At 64.6% G+C, this 15,375-nt stretch carries 21 protein-coding genes; 4 read left to right on the top strand and 17 right to left on the bottom strand.

Features of this window, described 5'->3' with window-relative positions; translation table 11 throughout:
• Positions 1-66: 66 nt before the first annotated feature.
• The 13 genes from AC07YZ_RS04055 to AC07YZ_RS04115 form a co-directional block, all read right to left on the bottom strand.
• Positions 67-858, bottom strand: coding sequence for a phage tail tube protein (locus AC07YZ_RS04055; protein WP_494793788.1), 792 nt, complete (start codon positions 856-858; stop codon positions 67-69).
• Positions 859-882: 24 nt separating this feature from the next.
• Positions 883-1,296, bottom strand: a complete 414-nt coding sequence (locus tag AC07YZ_RS04060; RefSeq protein WP_494793789.1) for a hypothetical protein — start codon at positions 1,294-1,296, stop codon at positions 883-885.
• 2 nt (positions 1,297-1,298) lie between these two features.
• Complete coding sequence (locus AC07YZ_RS04065) at positions 1,299-1,604, bottom strand: head-tail joining protein (RefSeq protein WP_494793790.1); 306 nt, start codon at positions 1,602-1,604, stop codon at positions 1,299-1,301.
• 8 nt (positions 1,605-1,612) lie between these two features.
• A complete protein-coding gene (locus AC07YZ_RS04070) occupies positions 1,613-1,972 on the bottom strand; it encodes a DUF2190 family protein (RefSeq protein WP_210825272.1) in 360 nt (119 codons plus the stop codon).
• Between the two features lie 65 nt (positions 1,973-2,037).
• Positions 2,038-4,131, bottom strand: coding sequence for a prohead protease/major capsid protein fusion protein (locus tag AC07YZ_RS04075; protein ID WP_494793791.1), 2,094 nt, complete (start codon positions 4,129-4,131; stop codon positions 2,038-2,040).
• A 48-nt stretch (positions 4,132-4,179) separates the two neighbouring features.
• On the bottom strand, positions 4,180-5,700 hold the full coding sequence (locus tag AC07YZ_RS04080) for a phage portal protein (protein WP_494793792.1): 1,521 nt from the start codon (positions 5,698-5,700) through the stop codon (positions 4,180-4,182).
• A gap of 5 nt (positions 5,701-5,705) precedes the next feature.
• Complete coding sequence (locus tag AC07YZ_RS04085; RefSeq protein ID WP_210822290.1) at positions 5,706-5,927, bottom strand: phage head-tail joining protein; 222 nt, start codon at positions 5,925-5,927, stop codon at positions 5,706-5,708.
• 48 nt (positions 5,928-5,975) lie between these two features.
• A complete protein-coding gene (locus AC07YZ_RS04090; RefSeq protein ID WP_494793793.1) occupies positions 5,976-6,287 on the bottom strand; it encodes a helix-turn-helix domain-containing protein in 312 nt (103 codons plus the stop codon).
• A gap of 4 nt (positions 6,288-6,291) precedes the next feature.
• Positions 6,292-8,346: a phage terminase large subunit family protein gene (locus AC07YZ_RS04095; RefSeq protein WP_494793794.1), complete on the bottom strand. Its 2,055-nt coding sequence runs from the start codon at positions 8,344-8,346 to the stop codon at positions 6,292-6,294.
• Entirely contained in the window at positions 8,343-8,897 is a 555-nt protein-coding gene (locus AC07YZ_RS04100; protein ID WP_494793795.1) for a hypothetical protein, read from the bottom strand. The genes AC07YZ_RS04095 and AC07YZ_RS04100 overlap by 4 nt, the downstream gene beginning before the upstream one ends.
• A 154-nt stretch (positions 8,898-9,051) precedes the next feature.
• Entirely contained in the window at positions 9,052-9,951 is a 900-nt protein-coding gene (locus AC07YZ_RS04105; protein WP_494793796.1) for an LvrA C-terminal domain-related protein, read from the bottom strand.
• Between the two features lie 11 nt (positions 9,952-9,962).
• A complete protein-coding gene (locus AC07YZ_RS04110; protein ID WP_494793797.1) occupies positions 9,963-10,799 on the bottom strand; it encodes a hypothetical protein in 837 nt (278 codons plus the stop codon).
• A 1-nt stretch (position 10,800) separates the two neighbouring features.
• On the bottom strand, positions 10,801-11,262 hold the full coding sequence (locus tag AC07YZ_RS04115; RefSeq protein ID WP_494793798.1) for a phage regulatory CII family protein: 462 nt from the start codon (positions 11,260-11,262) through the stop codon (positions 10,801-10,803).
• Positions 11,263-11,594: 332 nt separating this feature from the next.
• Between AC07YZ_RS04115 and AC07YZ_RS04120 the strand changes: the two genes are divergently transcribed.
• Entirely contained in the window at positions 11,595-11,960 is a 366-nt protein-coding gene (locus AC07YZ_RS04120; RefSeq protein ID WP_494793799.1) for a hypothetical protein, read from the top strand.
• Positions 11,961-12,094: 134 nt separating this feature from the next.
• Here the strand turns inward: AC07YZ_RS04120 and AC07YZ_RS04125 are convergent, their stop codons facing one another.
• Positions 12,095-12,364: a hypothetical protein gene (locus AC07YZ_RS04125; RefSeq protein ID WP_494793800.1), complete on the bottom strand. Its 270-nt coding sequence runs from the start codon at positions 12,362-12,364 to the stop codon at positions 12,095-12,097.
• A 28-nt stretch (positions 12,365-12,392) separates the two neighbouring features.
• Between AC07YZ_RS04125 and AC07YZ_RS04130 the strand changes: the two genes are divergently transcribed.
• Positions 12,393-12,647 carry a hypothetical protein gene (locus AC07YZ_RS04130; protein ID WP_494793801.1) on the top strand — a complete coding sequence of 85 codons (255 nt, stop codon included), beginning with the start codon at positions 12,393-12,395 and terminating at the stop codon, positions 12,645-12,647.
• A gap of 144 nt (positions 12,648-12,791) precedes the next feature.
• Positions 12,792-13,061, top strand: coding sequence for a hypothetical protein (locus tag AC07YZ_RS04135; RefSeq protein WP_494793802.1), 270 nt, complete (start codon positions 12,792-12,794; stop codon positions 13,059-13,061).
• 116 nt (positions 13,062-13,177) lie between these two features.
• On the opposite strand, the gene AC07YZ_RS04140 is transcribed toward AC07YZ_RS04135, so the two are convergent.
• A complete protein-coding gene (locus tag AC07YZ_RS04140; RefSeq protein ID WP_494793803.1) occupies positions 13,178-13,462 on the bottom strand; it encodes a hypothetical protein in 285 nt (94 codons plus the stop codon).
• A 74-nt stretch (positions 13,463-13,536) separates the two neighbouring features.
• On the opposite strand from AC07YZ_RS04140, the gene AC07YZ_RS04145 reads away from it, so the two are divergent.
• Positions 13,537-13,956, top strand: coding sequence for a helix-turn-helix domain-containing protein (locus AC07YZ_RS04145; RefSeq protein ID WP_494793804.1), 420 nt, complete (start codon positions 13,537-13,539; stop codon positions 13,954-13,956).
• Between the two features lie 142 nt (positions 13,957-14,098).
• On the opposite strand, the gene AC07YZ_RS04150 is transcribed toward AC07YZ_RS04145, so the two are convergent.
• Together AC07YZ_RS04150 and AC07YZ_RS04155 are read right to left on the bottom strand one after the other, a co-directional pair.
• Positions 14,099-14,845: a hypothetical protein gene (locus AC07YZ_RS04150; protein WP_494793805.1), complete on the bottom strand. Its 747-nt coding sequence runs from the start codon at positions 14,843-14,845 to the stop codon at positions 14,099-14,101.
• A gap of 189 nt (positions 14,846-15,034) precedes the next feature.
• Positions 15,035-15,349 (bottom strand): hypothetical protein, encoded by a 315-nt coding sequence (locus tag AC07YZ_RS04155; protein WP_494793806.1) that lies wholly within the window; start codon positions 15,347-15,349, stop codon positions 15,035-15,037.
• Positions 15,350-15,375: the final 26 nt, after the last annotated feature.

Genomic DNA, 15,375 nt, shown 5'->3' on the forward strand with positions numbered 1-15,375 from the left:
GCCGGCAAGGCCGCATGCGTCGCACCACCCTGGCCGCTGGGGCCGGGTGGCGGCTTGGGCTCAAGGTCAGGCGACGACGACGGGGCGGCCGTCGCAGTAGATGGCTTCGGCGTTGGCGGGCTTGAGCACTTCGAGGCCGAAGGTCATCTGCACGACGTCGGTGCCTTCGGCAATGAGGGCGAGGTCACCCTCGGGGGCCAGCGTCACCTTGGGCAGGTACCAGTCGCGGTTGCCGCCGGCTGCGTTGCTGGACACAACGCGCAGGGCGCCCTGCAGCTCGGCCACGGCGCCGGACTTGACGGACTCGAAGGCGGCGGCAACCGGGGTGTAGCCGAAGTGCACGTCGCCAGCGACGATGGTGCCGCCTTCCAGGATCTGCACGCGGCCGGTTTCGAGGTCGACGTTGTAGTCGGTGCCGGCGGTGTAGGTGGTGGTTTCGGCGGTGTTCTTCACGGTGACGCCAGTCACGTTGCGCACGCCCAGCGGGTTGGCGCTGGTGGCACCGAGCTGGTATTGGCGGCCCAGGATCACGGCGCGCACCTCGCCGGTGACGGCGACGGCGGTTTGGGTCTTGGCTTCGTAGGTGCCGGAGAGCCAGAGGGCGGCGTTCTGCGGGCTGAAGTTGTCGCAGGTGACGGAGCCGGTGCGGTCGACCTGCACCACCCAGGCGCCGTCTTTCTCGCGCAGGCCGGCTTCGGAGCTGTAGTGCTCGCTCTTCTCGCTGGAGATGCTGATGTTGATGCCGGGGCAGTTGCCGAGGGGGATTTCGCCGGTCAGCTCTTCGTTGGCGTCATACGGGTCAAAGTAGACGCGGCCGCGGGGGATGAGGTACTGGTTTTGGACGTGCTGGATGGCCATGGTGGGGTGCTCCGGTGGTGGTGTTCAGGGTTGGCCGGGGTAGAGGGCCTGGGTGGTGAAGGCGAGGGTCAGGCCGATGAGGCCTTCTTCGCTGTCGAAGTCGGGGTCGGTGATCTGCGCCAGGCGCATGGGCTCCCAGCTGCGCCCGCCGTGTTCGCCGGGGAACCAGTTGTGCAGCTGCTCGATGACGGCGCCCATGGCCGCCTCCAGCGCCGCAGCAGCGCCCGAGCCGCGCTTGACGACGAGGGTGATGGCAAGGCTGGGCTCTACCCGGGCGGCGGTGGTGTGGACACCGACGACGCGCGCCGAACTGAAGCCGATGGCGGCACGGGGAACAGCCTGGCGGGCGCCCTCTTCCGCCGCGGTGAACAGCGCCCAGCCGGCGACGGCGGGGAGCAGCTGCAGGCGGGCTTTGATGGGGTCGAGTAAGGCGATCATGGTCAGGCCTTGGGGTAGACGTTGACCACGAGCCAGCCGGTTTCGTCTGGCTGCACACCACCGGTGACGGTGTGGGCCACGCCGTTGACCAGCAGCTCGCCGCCCTCCACGAGCCCAGGGGCCCGCGAGGCGATGAAGCTGAGCACCATGGTGGAGGCATCGACCACACGGGTGCCGAACGGGTCGGACGCTGCGCGGTCGAGGATGGCGCCGAAGGGCTCGCCGCCGTTGTGCACGACTTCGACGTTGGCATGTGCACGCTCGACCGCACCATTGATGCGAGAGAGGCGGTCGGTAGCAAGCAACATGGCGGCGTTTAGGCGACGGTTCCGGGGATGCCAGCAAGGCGGACGTAGCCTGTGGCGTCGGCGCTGCCGGCAGCCACAAAGGCGGTGGCACCACCGGCGGTGACGTCGCCCGTGGCGGGCGTACCCACCACAGTGAACGCCGATACAGAGGCGTCCCACATGAGGGGCAGGCCCAGCGTCCATGCAGAGCCGGTGGCCTTGGGCACTTCAAACACGCCATCCAGCGTGGCGTTGTAGGGCTCGCCAATGGCGGCGCCGTGGTTGGCAATGCCGATGTGGGCGCCGATGATGACCACCTGGCCAGAGTCGACAGCAGCAGCTGCCGACGGCACTTCGATGACGTTGCCCGGTTGCACAAAATTCTTCATGGTTTTCTCCAATGGGGGTGTTGTCGACGGCAGGCCAGCGGATGCGCCGGCCTGCCTCAGTGGCCTTAGGCCGTGCCGTTGGCTTTCTGGAAGCCTTTCCAGTCGATGACCTTGGCGGCGAAGTCCAGCGTGGCGCGGACCTTGACGCCGTCGATGTCTTCGCTGGCGAAGGTTTCAGTGCGCACGCCTTCGGAGCCGTCGACGTAGGCGTATTCGACGGTGTCGATCTGGCCGTTGCGGGCCGCCATGTACCAGGCGGTGGTGCTGACTTCATCGAGCAGTGGTTCTACGATGGGCTCCACAGCGGTGCGGCCACCAGATCGGAACTCGTTCACGTCGGAAACTTTGGCCGGCACGTAGTTGTTGCTGGTGAAGGCGTAGGCGTCTTGCTCCAGATCGGACGGCACGATCAGGTACGCGGGCGCCAGGTTCAGGGCGGTCTTGCCGTCCAGATCCTTTTGTTTGCGCATCTGCTTGCGCAGCACCTTCATGTTGTCGAGCGAGAACAGGCTGGCGGATGCCAGCAGGTTGCCGTGCGTGGCGTGGAACAGCGCGGTGCCGTCTTGCATGACCGGGTTGCCGGTGATCTGGTCGTACACCAGGCGGTTTTCCAGGCGGCGGGCCGACTCGCCAAAGCGGGACAGCAGGCGGTCAAACGAGCCAAGATCGTCGTTGACGAACATCTGGCGCGTGAGGCCGATGGCGCGGCCGTAGCTGAAGGCGCGGTAGCCGGTTGCGTCTTCGCTGATGGTGCCGTAGGTGTATTCACCGGCTTCATTCAGTTTCTTCAGCTCAGGGGCGCCGCCCACCGCCAGCACGTTGGCGATGCGGAAGTCGGGCAGGTTGGAGGCCTGGCGCGCCCACAGCTGGAAGGTGCTGGGCGCCAGCTCGTAGGCAGCGCGCAGACGGCGGGCACCAACGCCACCCAGCAGCGATGGAAAGTCGCCCGTGGTGTGGTAGCCGCCCGCACGCACCGCGAAGGCGCGGGACGCGATCTCGTTGCGCGACAGGCCACGGGTGGAGACGCCCAGGCCTTCAAGAGCCTCGCGCGCCAGCTCCACCAGCGACATGCCACGATACTGCCGACCAAGGTCGGTCAGCTGAGCACGCGGGTCCATGCGGCTCATGATTGCCTCTTCCATGCCGCGCATGCGGGTGTCGTGCTCGTCGCGCACGGTCTGCACGCTGACCGTGCTGCCGCCCCGGCGCTGCTGGTCTTGCGCGTCCATCCGGTCGAGGATGGCGGCGCGGGCCTGGTCAATGGTGGCGTTCTGGCTCAAGAGGCCATGGGCCAGATCGGTGGCACCGTGCCGCTGGCACATGGCCAGGATGTCGGCGGCGCGGTTGCCGTCGGCGGCGGGCGCTGCGGGTGCTGCGGCGCCAGGCGCGCCAGCACCGGGTGCGGCGCGGTTGGCGGCGGTGTCGCCAGCGGATGCGGCGGGATTTTGGGTGTCGGCGGTGCCGCCGTCGCCCTGCGTGATTGCTTGGGGCATGCGTTGCTCCTGAGTTGCAGATGAATGGGCGGCTGCCCGGACGAATTCGCACGGCAGACCGCCCGGCTGGGCGCCCTGCTGTTGCGAGGCTTGGGGTGCGGACCGCGTGCCTGCGCCGGCATCGGCGGGAACGGTCACGAATGAGATTTCTTGCGGTGTCCAGCGGACAGCGCGGTACAGGTCAACCACCCCACCGTCGGTGCGCTGGGCGCCAGGGGTGATGGCGTATTGCTGAACGCTGTAGCCGAAGCTGATGGCGCGGATGACGCCGGAGCGAATGTCGGCCACGATGCCGGCTTTTTCGGGTTGCTGGCTCAGGCGGATGGTGGCGCGCCCTTCGCCGTTGGCGATCCAGCCGCGCTCAGCAATGCCGAGAATGGCGTTGACACCGCCATACACGCGGTGGCCGTCGAGCACCTGAACTGTTCCAGCGTCGAAGCGCGCCATGTCCACCGCATCGGTGGTGACATCCAGCGCTTCGTCGTATGGCTTGCCTTCCCAGTAGTCGAAGCGGCGCACGGTGGCGCCCTGCGTCCAGACCACCTCGACGGTGTTTTCGGCTTCGTTGAAGGTGGAAGGAACCAGGGTGGCAGCACGCACCTGCACGGGCAGGTCTCGCACGTCACGCTGGTGGCTGGTGGTGTTGGGTGCTGCGGCTTGAGGCATGACCGCAGTGTTCCGGTTTGTCTGTCGCAAATCCCGGAAAAACTGCGACTATTTGGAGCCGTCTTTTTCGGTGCCCAAGGCGGCCAACAGATCAAGCGGGTTTTGTGCCCCCAGCAGCGCGGCCAGCAATGGCAGCGTGCCGTCGGCATTGAGGCGTTGCAGGTCGGTCTTGAGTTCGGAGAACACCAGCTCCGGGTCATACCCGCGCTGGCGGATTTTTTCGCTGATGGATGACAGCCCACCCTTGATTTCCGAAAGGTCTGCAGCCACGTCTTGCAGCGGGTTGACGCTGGCCCACTTGGGCGTGGTCCAGTCGGGATACACGCCCTGCGGGGCAGGCATGCCGGCCAGGTCCATGAGCGACAGCCAGCGCGCAGCAATGCGCTCGCAGAATATGGGGACCAACAGCGTCCACTGATCACGCTCCACGTCGCGCTTGTATTGGTTGGTGCGCACGCGCGAGCTGCTGAAGTTGACCTCGCTCATGTCGCCGGTCATGAACTCGTAGGGCACACCAACGCCTGATGCAACGTTCTTTTTTTTGTCCTTGACGTAGTCCACGTAACCCGGCGCTGATGTTGGCTGAATGAAGGTTGGGTTGCGCAGGCCTGGAGGCAGGCCAACGATGCCGCCGCCAGCCAGCTCACCCAGGTCCAGCATGGCGGGCGCAGCGCCCTCCGGCTGGCCGGCCGGGACTTTCGGCACCGTGACGCCATCAAGCAACGATTCATCCCATTCGCCAATGGCGCCCATGCGGGTTTCTAGGTTCTTGCGGGCCTGCTCGGCGTCTTCGTAAACCTGCAGGTCGCGCACGGTTGGAATGACTGGCGCGAGCGCCGAAATGCCTGCCTGCTGCCCAGGGCGCGCCGGGTTGAACAGGTGAATGATTTCATCGGCCGGTACGCGCTGGCTTTCGCGCAGGGTGGCGCGCAAACCCATGTCGCCAGGGTGGCGGTCGAACAGCCAGTAGGCGACCCGCTCCCCCCTGTGGTTGTATTCAATGCCCGCAATCACTTCGTTGGAGCCGCGCACTTCGTTGCGCTCCATGTCGAGCCAGTCGATTTCAAGAAGCTGGATCTGAAGCGGCACCACAGTGGGGCCAACGCGCCGCTCTCGCAGGCGGGCCAACACTTCACCATCAACTTTCATGGTGCCCCAGGCTTTGCCCTGCAGACCATAGATGTCGAGCAAGCCGTCATAGTCGGCATGCACACCCCAGCTTTTCCAGCGACTGGCCACAAGACCGTCCTTGTCGTTGACCCAGCGCGGGACAATGCCGGTGCCAACGGTGCACGACACCATCACGTTGACAGCCTGCGCGATGTACGGCACGTTGCTGACCAGCGCACGAGCGCGGTGGCGCAGCTCCCGCGCGTCGGCCATGTGGTCGGCCCGGGCACTGGCGCCGGCTCGGCGCGGGCGCCAGCCGTCTGTTCTGCTGGCGCCTTCATAGGCACGGCTCAGCATGCCCCGGGCGCTGGCTCGTCGCAGGCCTGCGCGCGGGCTGACCCATCCAATGGTGCGGTCCAGCCAGGTTGGAGCGGATTTTCTTAGTTGCTTGCTGAGCATGACGGTTAGCCCCCGCGCAGAGTGGTGAAGGTTGCACGGGCCACAACGGCACGACGCCGTGTGCCAGGCGGCGCCATCTGCGACTCCAGATCACGCCGCGCTTCCTTCATCTCATCGAGACTTCGATAGGTGACGGAGGCGCCTTTGGCGTCGGTGATGGTCCGCTCACCCGAGTGGATGGCGGCGTTGAGTTGCGCAAGGCGCTGCTGTTGTTCGGGCGTGCTCATTCCCGCACGCTACCGGTTGGCGTGTCGCAATTCCCGGAAAAACTGCGACTACTTTCCGGCTTGCTTCAGATGGCGGTACACGGTGGCGCGGTGAATGTCGAGCCGCCTGGCCACCTCGGTGGCGTTGCGGCCATTGAACAACCGAAGCACCTCGGCAGCGATGTCCCTGCTTGACCGCTTCTGGATGTATACCTCTTCCCCAGCGAACTCGGCGCGCACGGCGGTTTGAGCCTTTTGCACGCGAGCGCGATCGCCAGCAAGCTGCGGAAACTCGGAAATCAGGTACTCAAAGATCCGGTCGACAAAATCAGGATTTTCTGCCAACAGGGCTTTCAGGTCTTTTGGTTGGTTGTTGGCCATGGGTCTACCAGTTGCGGGCGAGGGGTTTTCTGGGTGCTGCCGGACGAGAGGCTGCCTGGTGAGCGTGCGGACCAGGCAGTTCAATCTGCGCAGGCGGCTGAGCGGTATTGACGACAGGCGTTTGAACGACCGAAAACAGGTCCACGGGCGGCTGGACAGAAGCCTCAAGCCGAGCCCATTTCTCTTCTTTGTACTTGTGCATGCCCAGGCCGTAGGCCGCGTGCAGGGCATAGTTTCGGTTGTCCAGCTGCTCGTTGCGAGGGCGGCGCTTGATCCAGCGGTAGGCGTCGCGCCCGTTGACCTTCGCCAGCACGCGCTGCTCGGCGGTGAGCTGTTCGTAGAACTCGCGCGGCAGCTCGTCGCTGAAATGCACGTAGCCCGGGCCCGGGTTGAGGATGGATAGCTGGCCGAGCAGCAGGTCTTTGGCGGCATCGACGCCGACGCGCCACAGCTTGATGCCGTGAGGCAGTTTCCTCCCGCGCCAGTTGACCTCTTGCAGGCTACTTGGGCCGAGGATGTTCACGGACTCATTGCCGTCGCCCTTGATGGCGCGCAGCTGGGGCAGCACGTGTTGGGCTTTGGCCACCCAGTTGTAGACGGCCTGGGTCTGGTCACCAGAATCGATGCTGATCGCGCTAAGCCCCAGAGATCCGCCATGCCACTCTTGCCGGTACCGGCGTTGCAGCTGCAAGGTGACGGCATCCCACTCTTCATCCACAGCGGGGTTTCCTTCGATCTCGACAACGTCGACCACCCAAGACTCCATGCCCCTGCCCCAGGCGTACACGGTGATTTCCCACCGGTTGCGCTGCACGTCAACGCCGGCGGTCAACTCCAGCCCGCCCGTGGGCACGGTGCACAGCTTGTAGGGTTCGGCGCGGGCCTGCAGGGCGTGTTCGTCGGTGCGCTCGCCGGCCAGCTCCCAGGTTTCACCGAGGGTCTCATTGACGAACAGCTGCATGGGGCCGGTGTCGCCAGCCTCTAGAGACTTCAGGGCCTTCTCGAATTCGTCAACGATGTCGGACCACGCGCGCTGCGGGCTGTAGGCCGTCCACACGTGCACGCCCAGCGTGCGCGGTGGGGTGCATGGCATGCCAGCGTTGTCTCGCCAGATGCGGTCTGGCCCGTAGCGCTTGCCGGTGCGCTCGCACACCCAGGCGCCACCCACCGGAACACCGGCTGGCATGTAGTCGGCCTGGGTGATGGGTTCACGACAGTGCGGGCAGACGTGGTGCACGGTGCCAGGCTGGCCGCGCGTCCACTTGAAACCGTGGGCCACCTTTTTTCCGCCCCACATCAGCGGATGCTCAACACCGCAGTGGATGCAGTCGATGTGAAACCGCACCAGCCCTTCGGACTCGTTCACGGCGTCTTCGATGTGGCACAGGCCTTTGAGCAGCGGCGTGGAACCACAGATCAGCTTCGGGTACGGCGCGCCCTCCAGCCGGCCGCGAGCGAGGCCGCGGGGCGGGCCTGATTTCTCGATGGTTCGGTCGAACTTGCTGATCTCGTCAAGAATCGCATCGTCCAGCGTGATGCGGCGGTAGGCACGCGAGGCCTTGCCGCCCAGTAGGTGCAGCGCGCTGTCTCGGAACGGCTTGTACTTGATGGTGTCTTCGTGGGCCTTCCCCAGCTTGCGGGCCTTGTTGATGGCCTGCACACCGTTCACCGGATCAAGGATCGGATCGATCTCGCTCTTGACGTAGCTGTCCCGGTCGTCGTCGGTGGGCTGCCAGAGCGCCTGCTTGCGACGGCGGTGCGCGATGTTGTAGCAAATCTTGGCGGTGACCATCTTGGTGTAGCCAACGCGCTTGGCCTTCATCACGTCGAGCTCTTCAATGCGGTCGTCGCTCATGAAGTCCAGGATGCCAACCTGAAACAGCCAGGCGATCCAGGCGCCCTTCTGGTGGCTGCTCTCACCCGCCAGCTTGAAGTGCTCTTGGGCCCAGTCGCCCAGGCGCTGCGGTGGCTCGGCCCGCAGGCTCTCCAGCCCGATGCGCACCGCGGCTTTGATGGCCGCAGCCGTCTCCGCATGAACGAGCGGGTGCAGGGTGGTCATACGGGAAGGCCCTCGCTGTAGGGCTCGTCTTCATCGCCATCCCCATCGTCCGCGTCCATCATCGCGTCCACGCTATCGGACACCAGCCGCGCCGTGGATCGGATCCACTCATTGCGCGCAGAGGTGATCACCTGCAACACGGCGGTCTTGGCTTCGTCAGGCAGGTCCGGGCATGCCTTGCGCATCGTGCCCTCAAGCTGATCGAACCGACCCACCACCGCGCTGGCAGCCTGGCCCAGCACATCGGCCAGCAACCCCACCGGGGCGTATTCTTTCCGAGCCACGGCGTTCTTGATGGCCTGCCCCTCCCGCTGCTCGCGAGCAAGGGCGGCCCGCTCTTGCACCAGGTCGAGCCCCATCGAATCGCCCATGCGCCCCGCAGCCTGGTCACGCAGCCGCTCGCAGTACGACAGGATCAGGTTGTGGGCTGTGTCACCACGGGCCAGCACGCCGTCTGCCATGAGCTGGCTCACGCGCGCCTCAGACACGCCGATCACCTCCGCGAACTCGGCCTGAGAAATCACCTGATCCAACATGGGCACGACCTTCACTTAACCCCCTTAGGAGCATCGCGAAACAGTCCACGAGCGGGGCGCGAATTACCCGCAGTGGCACCTCCCCGGGAGGACCCGTGACGTTTCAGGCTGGCCATCGACTGCCGGGCTGGCGACAGCCGAACACTGTGGGCCACGGCTGTGGTGGCGATCACGCTGCCGCCCCTTCCGCCACCCGGTGGGCACGGGCTGATGGCCGAAGACCCAACGATTGACGAACCTGCGCTGCCCGCTCTGCGTTGGCCTTGAGCTGCTCCGGTGTGAGCGGTGCGGCTTCTGGCATTGGCGACCTGGGCACCGAGTGCGACGGTGTGAGCGTTGCACCTGGTTCGTCGGTCCATCGGGCTTCACGCAGCCAGCGCGCAGGCTTGGGGATGAACTGGCCTTCGTTGCGTGACCACTCGGGGGTGTGAGCCCATGCACGCAACGATTGCCCGATGCGCTTGCGAAGCGATTCATCGGGGGCCAGCTTGTCCCACTCCTGCCTCGCCTGCACCTTGCCGACCTTGCGAGGGTAAGCGGCAAAGAACGCTTCGAAGCCGTCAGGGGTGGTTGAGTTCTCCACACCCGTGTGAGCGCCCCCCGCTTCGGCGGGGGGTAGGGGGGTTATTCCTATGGAGGTTCTTCCGGTTATATAGGGATGTCGTGGATTGCACCCTTTCGTGTCGTGGATTGCACCCTTTTGATGCTGCGGATTGCACCCTTTTTCGGGCTTAAAGGGTGCAATATCTGCACCCTTTACGGAGTTATCCACAGGCCCGGGCGCTGGAATAAAGGGTGCAATATCTGCACCCTTTAGCCAGTCGGGGTTGATGCGGTACTCAGCACACCGCCCACGCCCTCCCCCACTGCGCACCTTGAGCAGCCAGCCACTGCCCAGCATCCTGGCAAGGTGCAGCTGCACCGCGCGCACAGACTGGCGGCTCTTGTGGGCCATGAGCTCCACGCTAGGGAAGATGTGCGATCCGTCGTCGTGCGCGTTGTCGGCCAGCGCCAGCGCCAGGGCGAACTCGCCCGCGGCACCCGGGTAGCGCTCAAACACCGCAGCCATGCAACGTGAACTCATACGCCCGCCGCCTCCCTGATGCGGAAGCGCAGGCGCTTCGCCAGATAGTCCTCGGCACCCGACTGCTGGGCGATGCGCTCCATGCTCAGGCGCGGTGTGTAGTTGCCCGGCTGGGTGAAGATCACCACGGGCTTGATCTCTTTGCCTGTGCGCGCCCAAATGCCCGCAGCCAGGCCCTGGCGCCGGCCCGCCGCTGACGTGGAGCCCTTGCCTCGGCTGATGATGAACTCAGCCCCATTCATCAGGCGCACCTGGCGGCGCGATCGGATGTTGCTGAACTCGGTGATGTCTTTGCGCCGCTTGGCCGATCGGTCGGTGATGTTGGCGCTGTAGCCCTGCTCTCCGAACGCCTGCAGGTACGACAGCAGCTTGACCAGGAAGCCCGCCTTGAAGTTGCCGCGCCCGTCGTCGCTGCCCGGGTAGGGCTCCGCCGGCAGCGCCGTCTGGTAGCCCGACGGCAAGATGCCCGAGCGCCGCATCACGGACTCACTCTTCTTGAGCGCGCGCCGCCCACCGAACTCCTGCGCCTGCAGCACCTGCTGGGGGTCGACGCCCACCTTGCCGCCCTTGCTCGGCAGGTTGCGCGCATCCACCGTGGGCAGGATGCGAACCGAAAGATCGTCGGGTGTGGCCGCCACGAACTTCGGCGACCGCGCAATGAACGGCGTTGGGCGATCAAACACGCCCGTCAGCTCGCGCACCATCGCCTTGCGAATGTGGTGCCCCGTGTCGTTCAGCGCCTTCACCTGCGCCGCCTTCAGATCCTTGCCGCCCAGCCGCGCCAGCTCTTTCTGCACAGCCTCCAGCCCAGTCATCTTGAGATCAAGGCGCATGTCAGTAGTCCACCTTCGGCGCCGGGCGCATGCGGCCGCGCAGCGTGGCCATGGCGTGGTTGATCGAAGCGATGGCTTCTTGCGCGCAGTGCTCGGCGCGGCGCATCTGGTTGCGCGTGACCTGCTCATTGCCCGCCAGCACCGCGTCAGCGAACGAGCGAATCAGGTCTGAATAGGCCATGGCCAGCTGCATGTGGGCCTCTTGCGGATCGCCGCCCGCGGCGTCTGGCGTGGCGCGGGTGCAGGTGTAGCCCAGGGCGTGAGCCATGGCGTGCATGGCGTGGTGTTGGCCGCCGAGCAGTTGCGCGTCCACCAGCTCCTGCGGCTTCATGTGGTGCGTGGTGTTGTTCGGGTTGGCTTTGTGGGTGAGCGTGCCGAAGGGCACCCCCATGCGCGCGGCCAGCCCGGACACACCGCCCGGCGCTCCGTGCACCAGGCGGTAGACCGCATCGTCCATGGACATGGGGCCGGGCCTGTCGGGCGCCGACTCACCGGCGACGTGGGCAAGATGGGGCGGGATGGAAATACTTATGCCCATGACATCAACTCGCAAACGAATGAAAGACCCCGCCACCGGCCCGGCGGCCACGTGTGGCCAGGGAGGAAACCTGCGTACACACCGATCCAGCCATGCGCAGCACGGCCAGCGCGGCAGCGGGGAAGAAAAGGGCGGGCCCACCCAGGCCGATACAGTGACGGTGCTCACTTCCACCACCAGCCGACAAGGGCAGACCCATGAAAACAAAACCACCACCCAGCCCACGACGGGCCACGGCAGGCGAACGGCTGGACGCCATGGAATACCTGCTGGGGCAAGCCCTGCTGGCGCTCGAAGCCGACAGCGCAGCCCAGCGCGACAAAGCGGCCCGGCTCGAAGCCGCCATCAACCGGCTGGCGCCCGACGCACTGGCGCCGCCCGGCGAAGAGGAGCAGGGAGAAATACCGTTCACCCTCGACTCCCTGGGCGCCTGGGTGCAGACTTGCCTGCAGCGCGCCCGCGAGCACCAGGCGATGACAGCCAGGCAGATGGTGGCAATCGGCGAACTGACGGATCGCGTGCTGGCGCTGGGCTCAACGCTGGCGCCGGAACCACCTTTGCCCATTGGGCCAGCTGCTCGGCTTGCGCTGGCGACAGCGAAGCGCCGGCCTGCTGCAGGCTGAGCAGCGCCTCGTATTCGCGGTGCGCCGAGACAATATGCCCGCGCGCCACACGCGGTAGCACCGAGCGCGCTTTCGCGAGCGCAACCAGGTTGCACCCATTGAAGCCAGCGCACAGCGCTTCGGCCAGCGGCGAGCTACACATGCGCACCCCCAAGCTCAGCCGCGGGCACCACAGCCACGCCGCCGCCAGACACCGTGTAGGCATGCCCCTGCCGGTCATCAAGCCGGCGCGTCGGGCTGATGCAGCCGGTTTTGAGGTTGTGCGCCAGCGCCCGATCAACCGTGCGCAGGCCCACCCCCAGGCGCTGCGCCAGCTCGCAGCGCGTCAGCGGCTCAGGAGCGCTCGCGGCCAAGGCCTGGTGCAAACGCAGCGTGACCGGCGCGGGCGAAAATGCAATTTCCACCCCACAACCCCGCTCGGAAGGGACACCCATGAACGACGAAGAAGCGCGGTCGCGCATCGACGCACTGGAGGGCAAGGTACTGGCGGCGCAGGTGGCCATACGTGCGCTCATTGCCTGCCACCCCAACCCGGAAAAAGCGATAGAAACAGTGTGCGAGCACCTCGACCGATTCGCAGGAATTGCGCTTGCGGGAACTTGGCCAGACGCCATGACCAACGAGCTAGCCTCCGCACAAATCGCGCTTCTTCCGAACGACGACGAACTGAATCGCGCTCGGCGCTGAGCCTGGCCATCACTTCTTCGGGCGGCAGGCCGCGGCGTAGCTCAGCCATGTACGGCCTCCTGCTCAGCAACAAACGGGGCGGGCCGATCCAGCCCAGTACGATGAGCGCTCTCACACAACCCACCGAACAGGAAGGACCGGCCCATGAACACAGAAGTGCGACTGAAAAAGCTGGAACAACTCGCGCGCCTTACGCTGGCCAGGGTCAACGCGCAAGAACTGGCGATAGGCGCCCTGATCAGCTCGCACCAAGATCCCGCCAAAGCCGTGGCCGAGTTGCGCAGAGCCGCAGAGGCCGGCTTGGTCCAGCACCTGAACGACGAAATGGTCACCGACGAAACGCGGGATCTGGTCCAGCAGTGCATCGCCGATCTCATCTGGATTGCCCAGCAGAAAATGCCGCCCGCAGGTTGAACCGACCCATGCGGCGGTCATCCAGCGAAACCCCGGTCGGGTTGACCCCCTCACGGGCGCGATGGTCTGCCATGGCCTTGCGCCGCGCCGCTCGCTCCGACGGCTTCACGGAAGGTTTACGCACTCGCCACCTCCTGCTCGGTGGTGGGCTCGGGGTGGGGGGCGTCGTTGGCGGCGAGATCAGGCCAGATCATCCCGCACCGGTCAGGCCATCGCTCGCGGCGCGAGAAACGATCAGGTGCCCGACGCTCAATTTCTGCCGCCAGCTCGATAAGTCGGCCCTCTGGGATTCCGTGCGTAAGCCAGCCCTGCACGCTGGGCGGACGCACCTTTGCCATTCGCGAAACGGCCGCACAGCCGCCCAGAATTTTGATGATCTCCTGATTGGTCAGATTGCTCATGTACCAACATTATTAGGCACACCTAACATCTTGTCAACAGGCATGACTTACCCCTTTATTGATAGGCTTGCCTAATGTTCGAAACATTGAAGTCACGCATGGAGCACGGCATGACCCGGCGACCAGGCGCACGAAAGTCCGAGTTGGCAACAGCTTGCGGAGTCAGCAAGCCATCCGTGACCGCGTGGTTCAGCGGCGAAACGAAGGCACTGAAAGGCGACACCCTCGTCAAGGCGGCCGCGTTCTTCGGCGTTCACGCACGGTGGCTCGGCGGAGAGGGTGGCCCTATTGAACTTGAGAATCCGTATTCACGCGAGCCGCTCAAAGCATGTGAGCCCGATCAACCGGTCAGCATCAGCCGAGCCAGGGCGCGATCGCTGCTCGAATCCTTGAGCGAGGATGAACTACCAGACATCATCAAGTACATGGAGTGGACAAGGGCGCGAAGGGGCCGCAACACATCGACCCCCCCAGCACAAGCCAACGGCAGGTGAGGCGAGAACCAGGCCGGGTAATCTGGCTGCAGGAGTATCGTGACCGTCGGCTTCGCAGCGACTGAGACAGGGGAGAAAGTGGACCAAAACCATCACATGGACCGAAACCAAAGCCACGGCATCGGGTTCGGCGCGACCGCACTCACTTGTCTGGCACCAGAAGCTTTATACCGTTGGAAAAAACCAGCGCCTCAGGCTCAAAACGTGTGGTGAATTCGCCCTCTTCCAGGCGCCACACAGCGCGATGCTCGGCAATGAACTCGTTGTAGTCACGCTCCCCGACCCACTGCACACCACCGTGCGGCGCGATGCTCTCGGTGATTCGAAAGGCCACAGTTCCAACCTGCTGGCCAAAGAGGTCAACGAACTGCAACTCACCAGAAACGCCGCTGATGGCATGATTTGAATTGTTGGTGACACCCACCAAAAAACGCTGAATCGATCTGAAACGCCCTGCAGCAGCATTTGCCTCAACTCCGTCTTTTCCCACGAGCACAACAGTCACTGCATCGCGGATGGCCTTCTTCATTTCATCGCGTTGTTGCGCCCACTGATCTTTGAGAGCCTTTTCCGCGGCCTCTTTCTTCTTTTCATCCTCGCGCTGGGCGGCTTCATCTGCCATGCGCCTGCGCTCGCTCTCGATTGCTTGAGCGACGGTAGTTCCGAACGGGACATCTACCACACCCCCCGTAAGTGCGGACGACATCTTGACCCGGACGACATACGAAGCAAACAGCCCGCGCTGCTCTTCGGTGAGTTTTGCTGTTACGGGGGCAAGCTCTTTTTCCCAGGTCGACATGTCGGACGGGATCACCGTGTCAATCCCCTTCGAACACCCAACCAAAGCAAAAAGAATACACGCCAGAACGGCAGACCGAAAATCACGCATACCGACCCCCACTTGTGTTGCTTGTCATCGCACTTTATCACCACGCGTGAAAAATAAGTTAGGCACACCTATTGACACCGATGTTAGGCCCACCTAATATAGGCCCCACGCCCACCCCGGGCGACGGAGGCCCAGATGCAAACACCCAAGCCCGGTGCGGCCAGCACCACACTCGCAGCCGAGAGCAGCTCACTGAACCGCGTCGGGCGGCTCAACACCAGTGAGCACCTTGTAGGCAACCCAGGCGGCATAGGCGTTGCGGCCGCTGGCGTCGAGCTTCTTCCCCTTGGCTTTGCACCACTCGGGGAAATCGTGCGGGTCAAGGTCAACGCAGACCACACGCATGCCTTTTGCCTCAAAAGCTTTGCGGCCGGTTTCGGCTGCAGCGAGCCACTCATCGTAGGTCCGATGGAGTTTGTGACCATCCTCAAACATGGCGCGCAAGCGGGCGAAGTTCTCCCGCTTGAACCAAACCATGCCAGTGGCTTGAACAACTTGAGCCATGCCGAATCTCCTGAAGTTTGTGGCTC

It is taken from the genome of Hydrogenophaga sp. GW101-3F08 (assembly GCF_059424585.1).

What these genes read in the sequence shown, in the direction of transcription:
- AC07YZ_RS04055 (WP_494793788.1), bottom strand. Translation starts at nt 858, where the DNA reads ATGGCCATCCAGCACGTCCAAAACCAGTACCTCATCCCCCGCGGCCGC.
- AC07YZ_RS04080 (WP_494793792.1), bottom strand. Translation starts at nt 5,700, where the DNA reads ATGCTCAGCAAGCAACTAAGAAAATCCGCTCCAACCTGGCTGGACCGC.
- AC07YZ_RS04110 (WP_494793797.1), bottom strand. Translation starts at nt 10,799, where the DNA reads ATGCGCCTTGATCTCAAGATGACTGGGCTGGAGGCTGTGCAGAAAGAG.
- AC07YZ_RS04105 (WP_494793796.1), bottom strand. Translation starts at nt 9,951, where the DNA reads ATGGCTGCGGTGTTTGAGCGCTACCCGGGTGCCGCGGGCGAGTTCGCC.
- AC07YZ_RS04090 (WP_494793793.1), bottom strand. Translation starts at nt 6,287, where the DNA reads ATGGCCAACAACCAACCAAAAGACCTGAAAGCCCTGTTGGCAGAAAAT.
- AC07YZ_RS04060 (WP_494793789.1), bottom strand. Translation starts at nt 1,296, where the DNA reads ATGATCGCCTTACTCGACCCCATCAAAGCCCGCCTGCAGCTGCTCCCC.
- AC07YZ_RS04145 (WP_494793804.1), top strand. Translation starts at nt 13,537, where the DNA reads ATGTTCGAAACATTGAAGTCACGCATGGAGCACGGCATGACCCGGCGA.
- AC07YZ_RS04155 (WP_494793806.1), bottom strand. Translation starts at nt 15,349, where the DNA reads ATGGCTCAAGTTGTTCAAGCCACTGGCATGGTTTGGTTCAAGCGGGAG.
- AC07YZ_RS04130 (WP_494793801.1), top strand. Translation starts at nt 12,393, where the DNA reads ATGAACGACGAAGAAGCGCGGTCGCGCATCGACGCACTGGAGGGCAAG.
- AC07YZ_RS04070 (WP_210825272.1), bottom strand. Translation starts at nt 1,972, where the DNA reads ATGAAGAATTTTGTGCAACCGGGCAACGTCATCGAAGTGCCGTCGGCA.
- AC07YZ_RS04115 (WP_494793798.1), bottom strand. Translation starts at nt 11,262, where the DNA reads ATGTCCATGGACGATGCGGTCTACCGCCTGGTGCACGGAGCGCCGGGC.
- AC07YZ_RS04150 (WP_494793805.1), bottom strand. Translation starts at nt 14,845, where the DNA reads ATGCGTGATTTTCGGTCTGCCGTTCTGGCGTGTATTCTTTTTGCTTTG.
- AC07YZ_RS04075 (WP_494793791.1), bottom strand. Translation starts at nt 4,131, where the DNA reads ATGCCTCAAGCCGCAGCACCCAACACCACCAGCCACCAGCGTGACGTG.
- AC07YZ_RS04140 (WP_494793803.1), bottom strand. Translation starts at nt 13,462, where the DNA reads ATGAGCAATCTGACCAATCAGGAGATCATCAAAATTCTGGGCGGCTGT.
- AC07YZ_RS04095 (WP_494793794.1), bottom strand. Translation starts at nt 8,346, where the DNA reads ATGACCACCCTGCACCCGCTCGTTCATGCGGAGACGGCTGCGGCCATC.
- AC07YZ_RS04065 (WP_494793790.1), bottom strand. Translation starts at nt 1,604, where the DNA reads ATGTTGCTTGCTACCGACCGCCTCTCTCGCATCAATGGTGCGGTCGAG.
- AC07YZ_RS04085 (WP_210822290.1), bottom strand. Translation starts at nt 5,927, where the DNA reads ATGAGCACGCCCGAACAACAGCAGCGCCTTGCGCAACTCAACGCCGCC.
- AC07YZ_RS04135 (WP_494793802.1), top strand. Translation starts at nt 12,792, where the DNA reads ATGAACACAGAAGTGCGACTGAAAAAGCTGGAACAACTCGCGCGCCTT.
- AC07YZ_RS04120 (WP_494793799.1), top strand. Translation starts at nt 11,595, where the DNA reads ATGGAATACCTGCTGGGGCAAGCCCTGCTGGCGCTCGAAGCCGACAGC.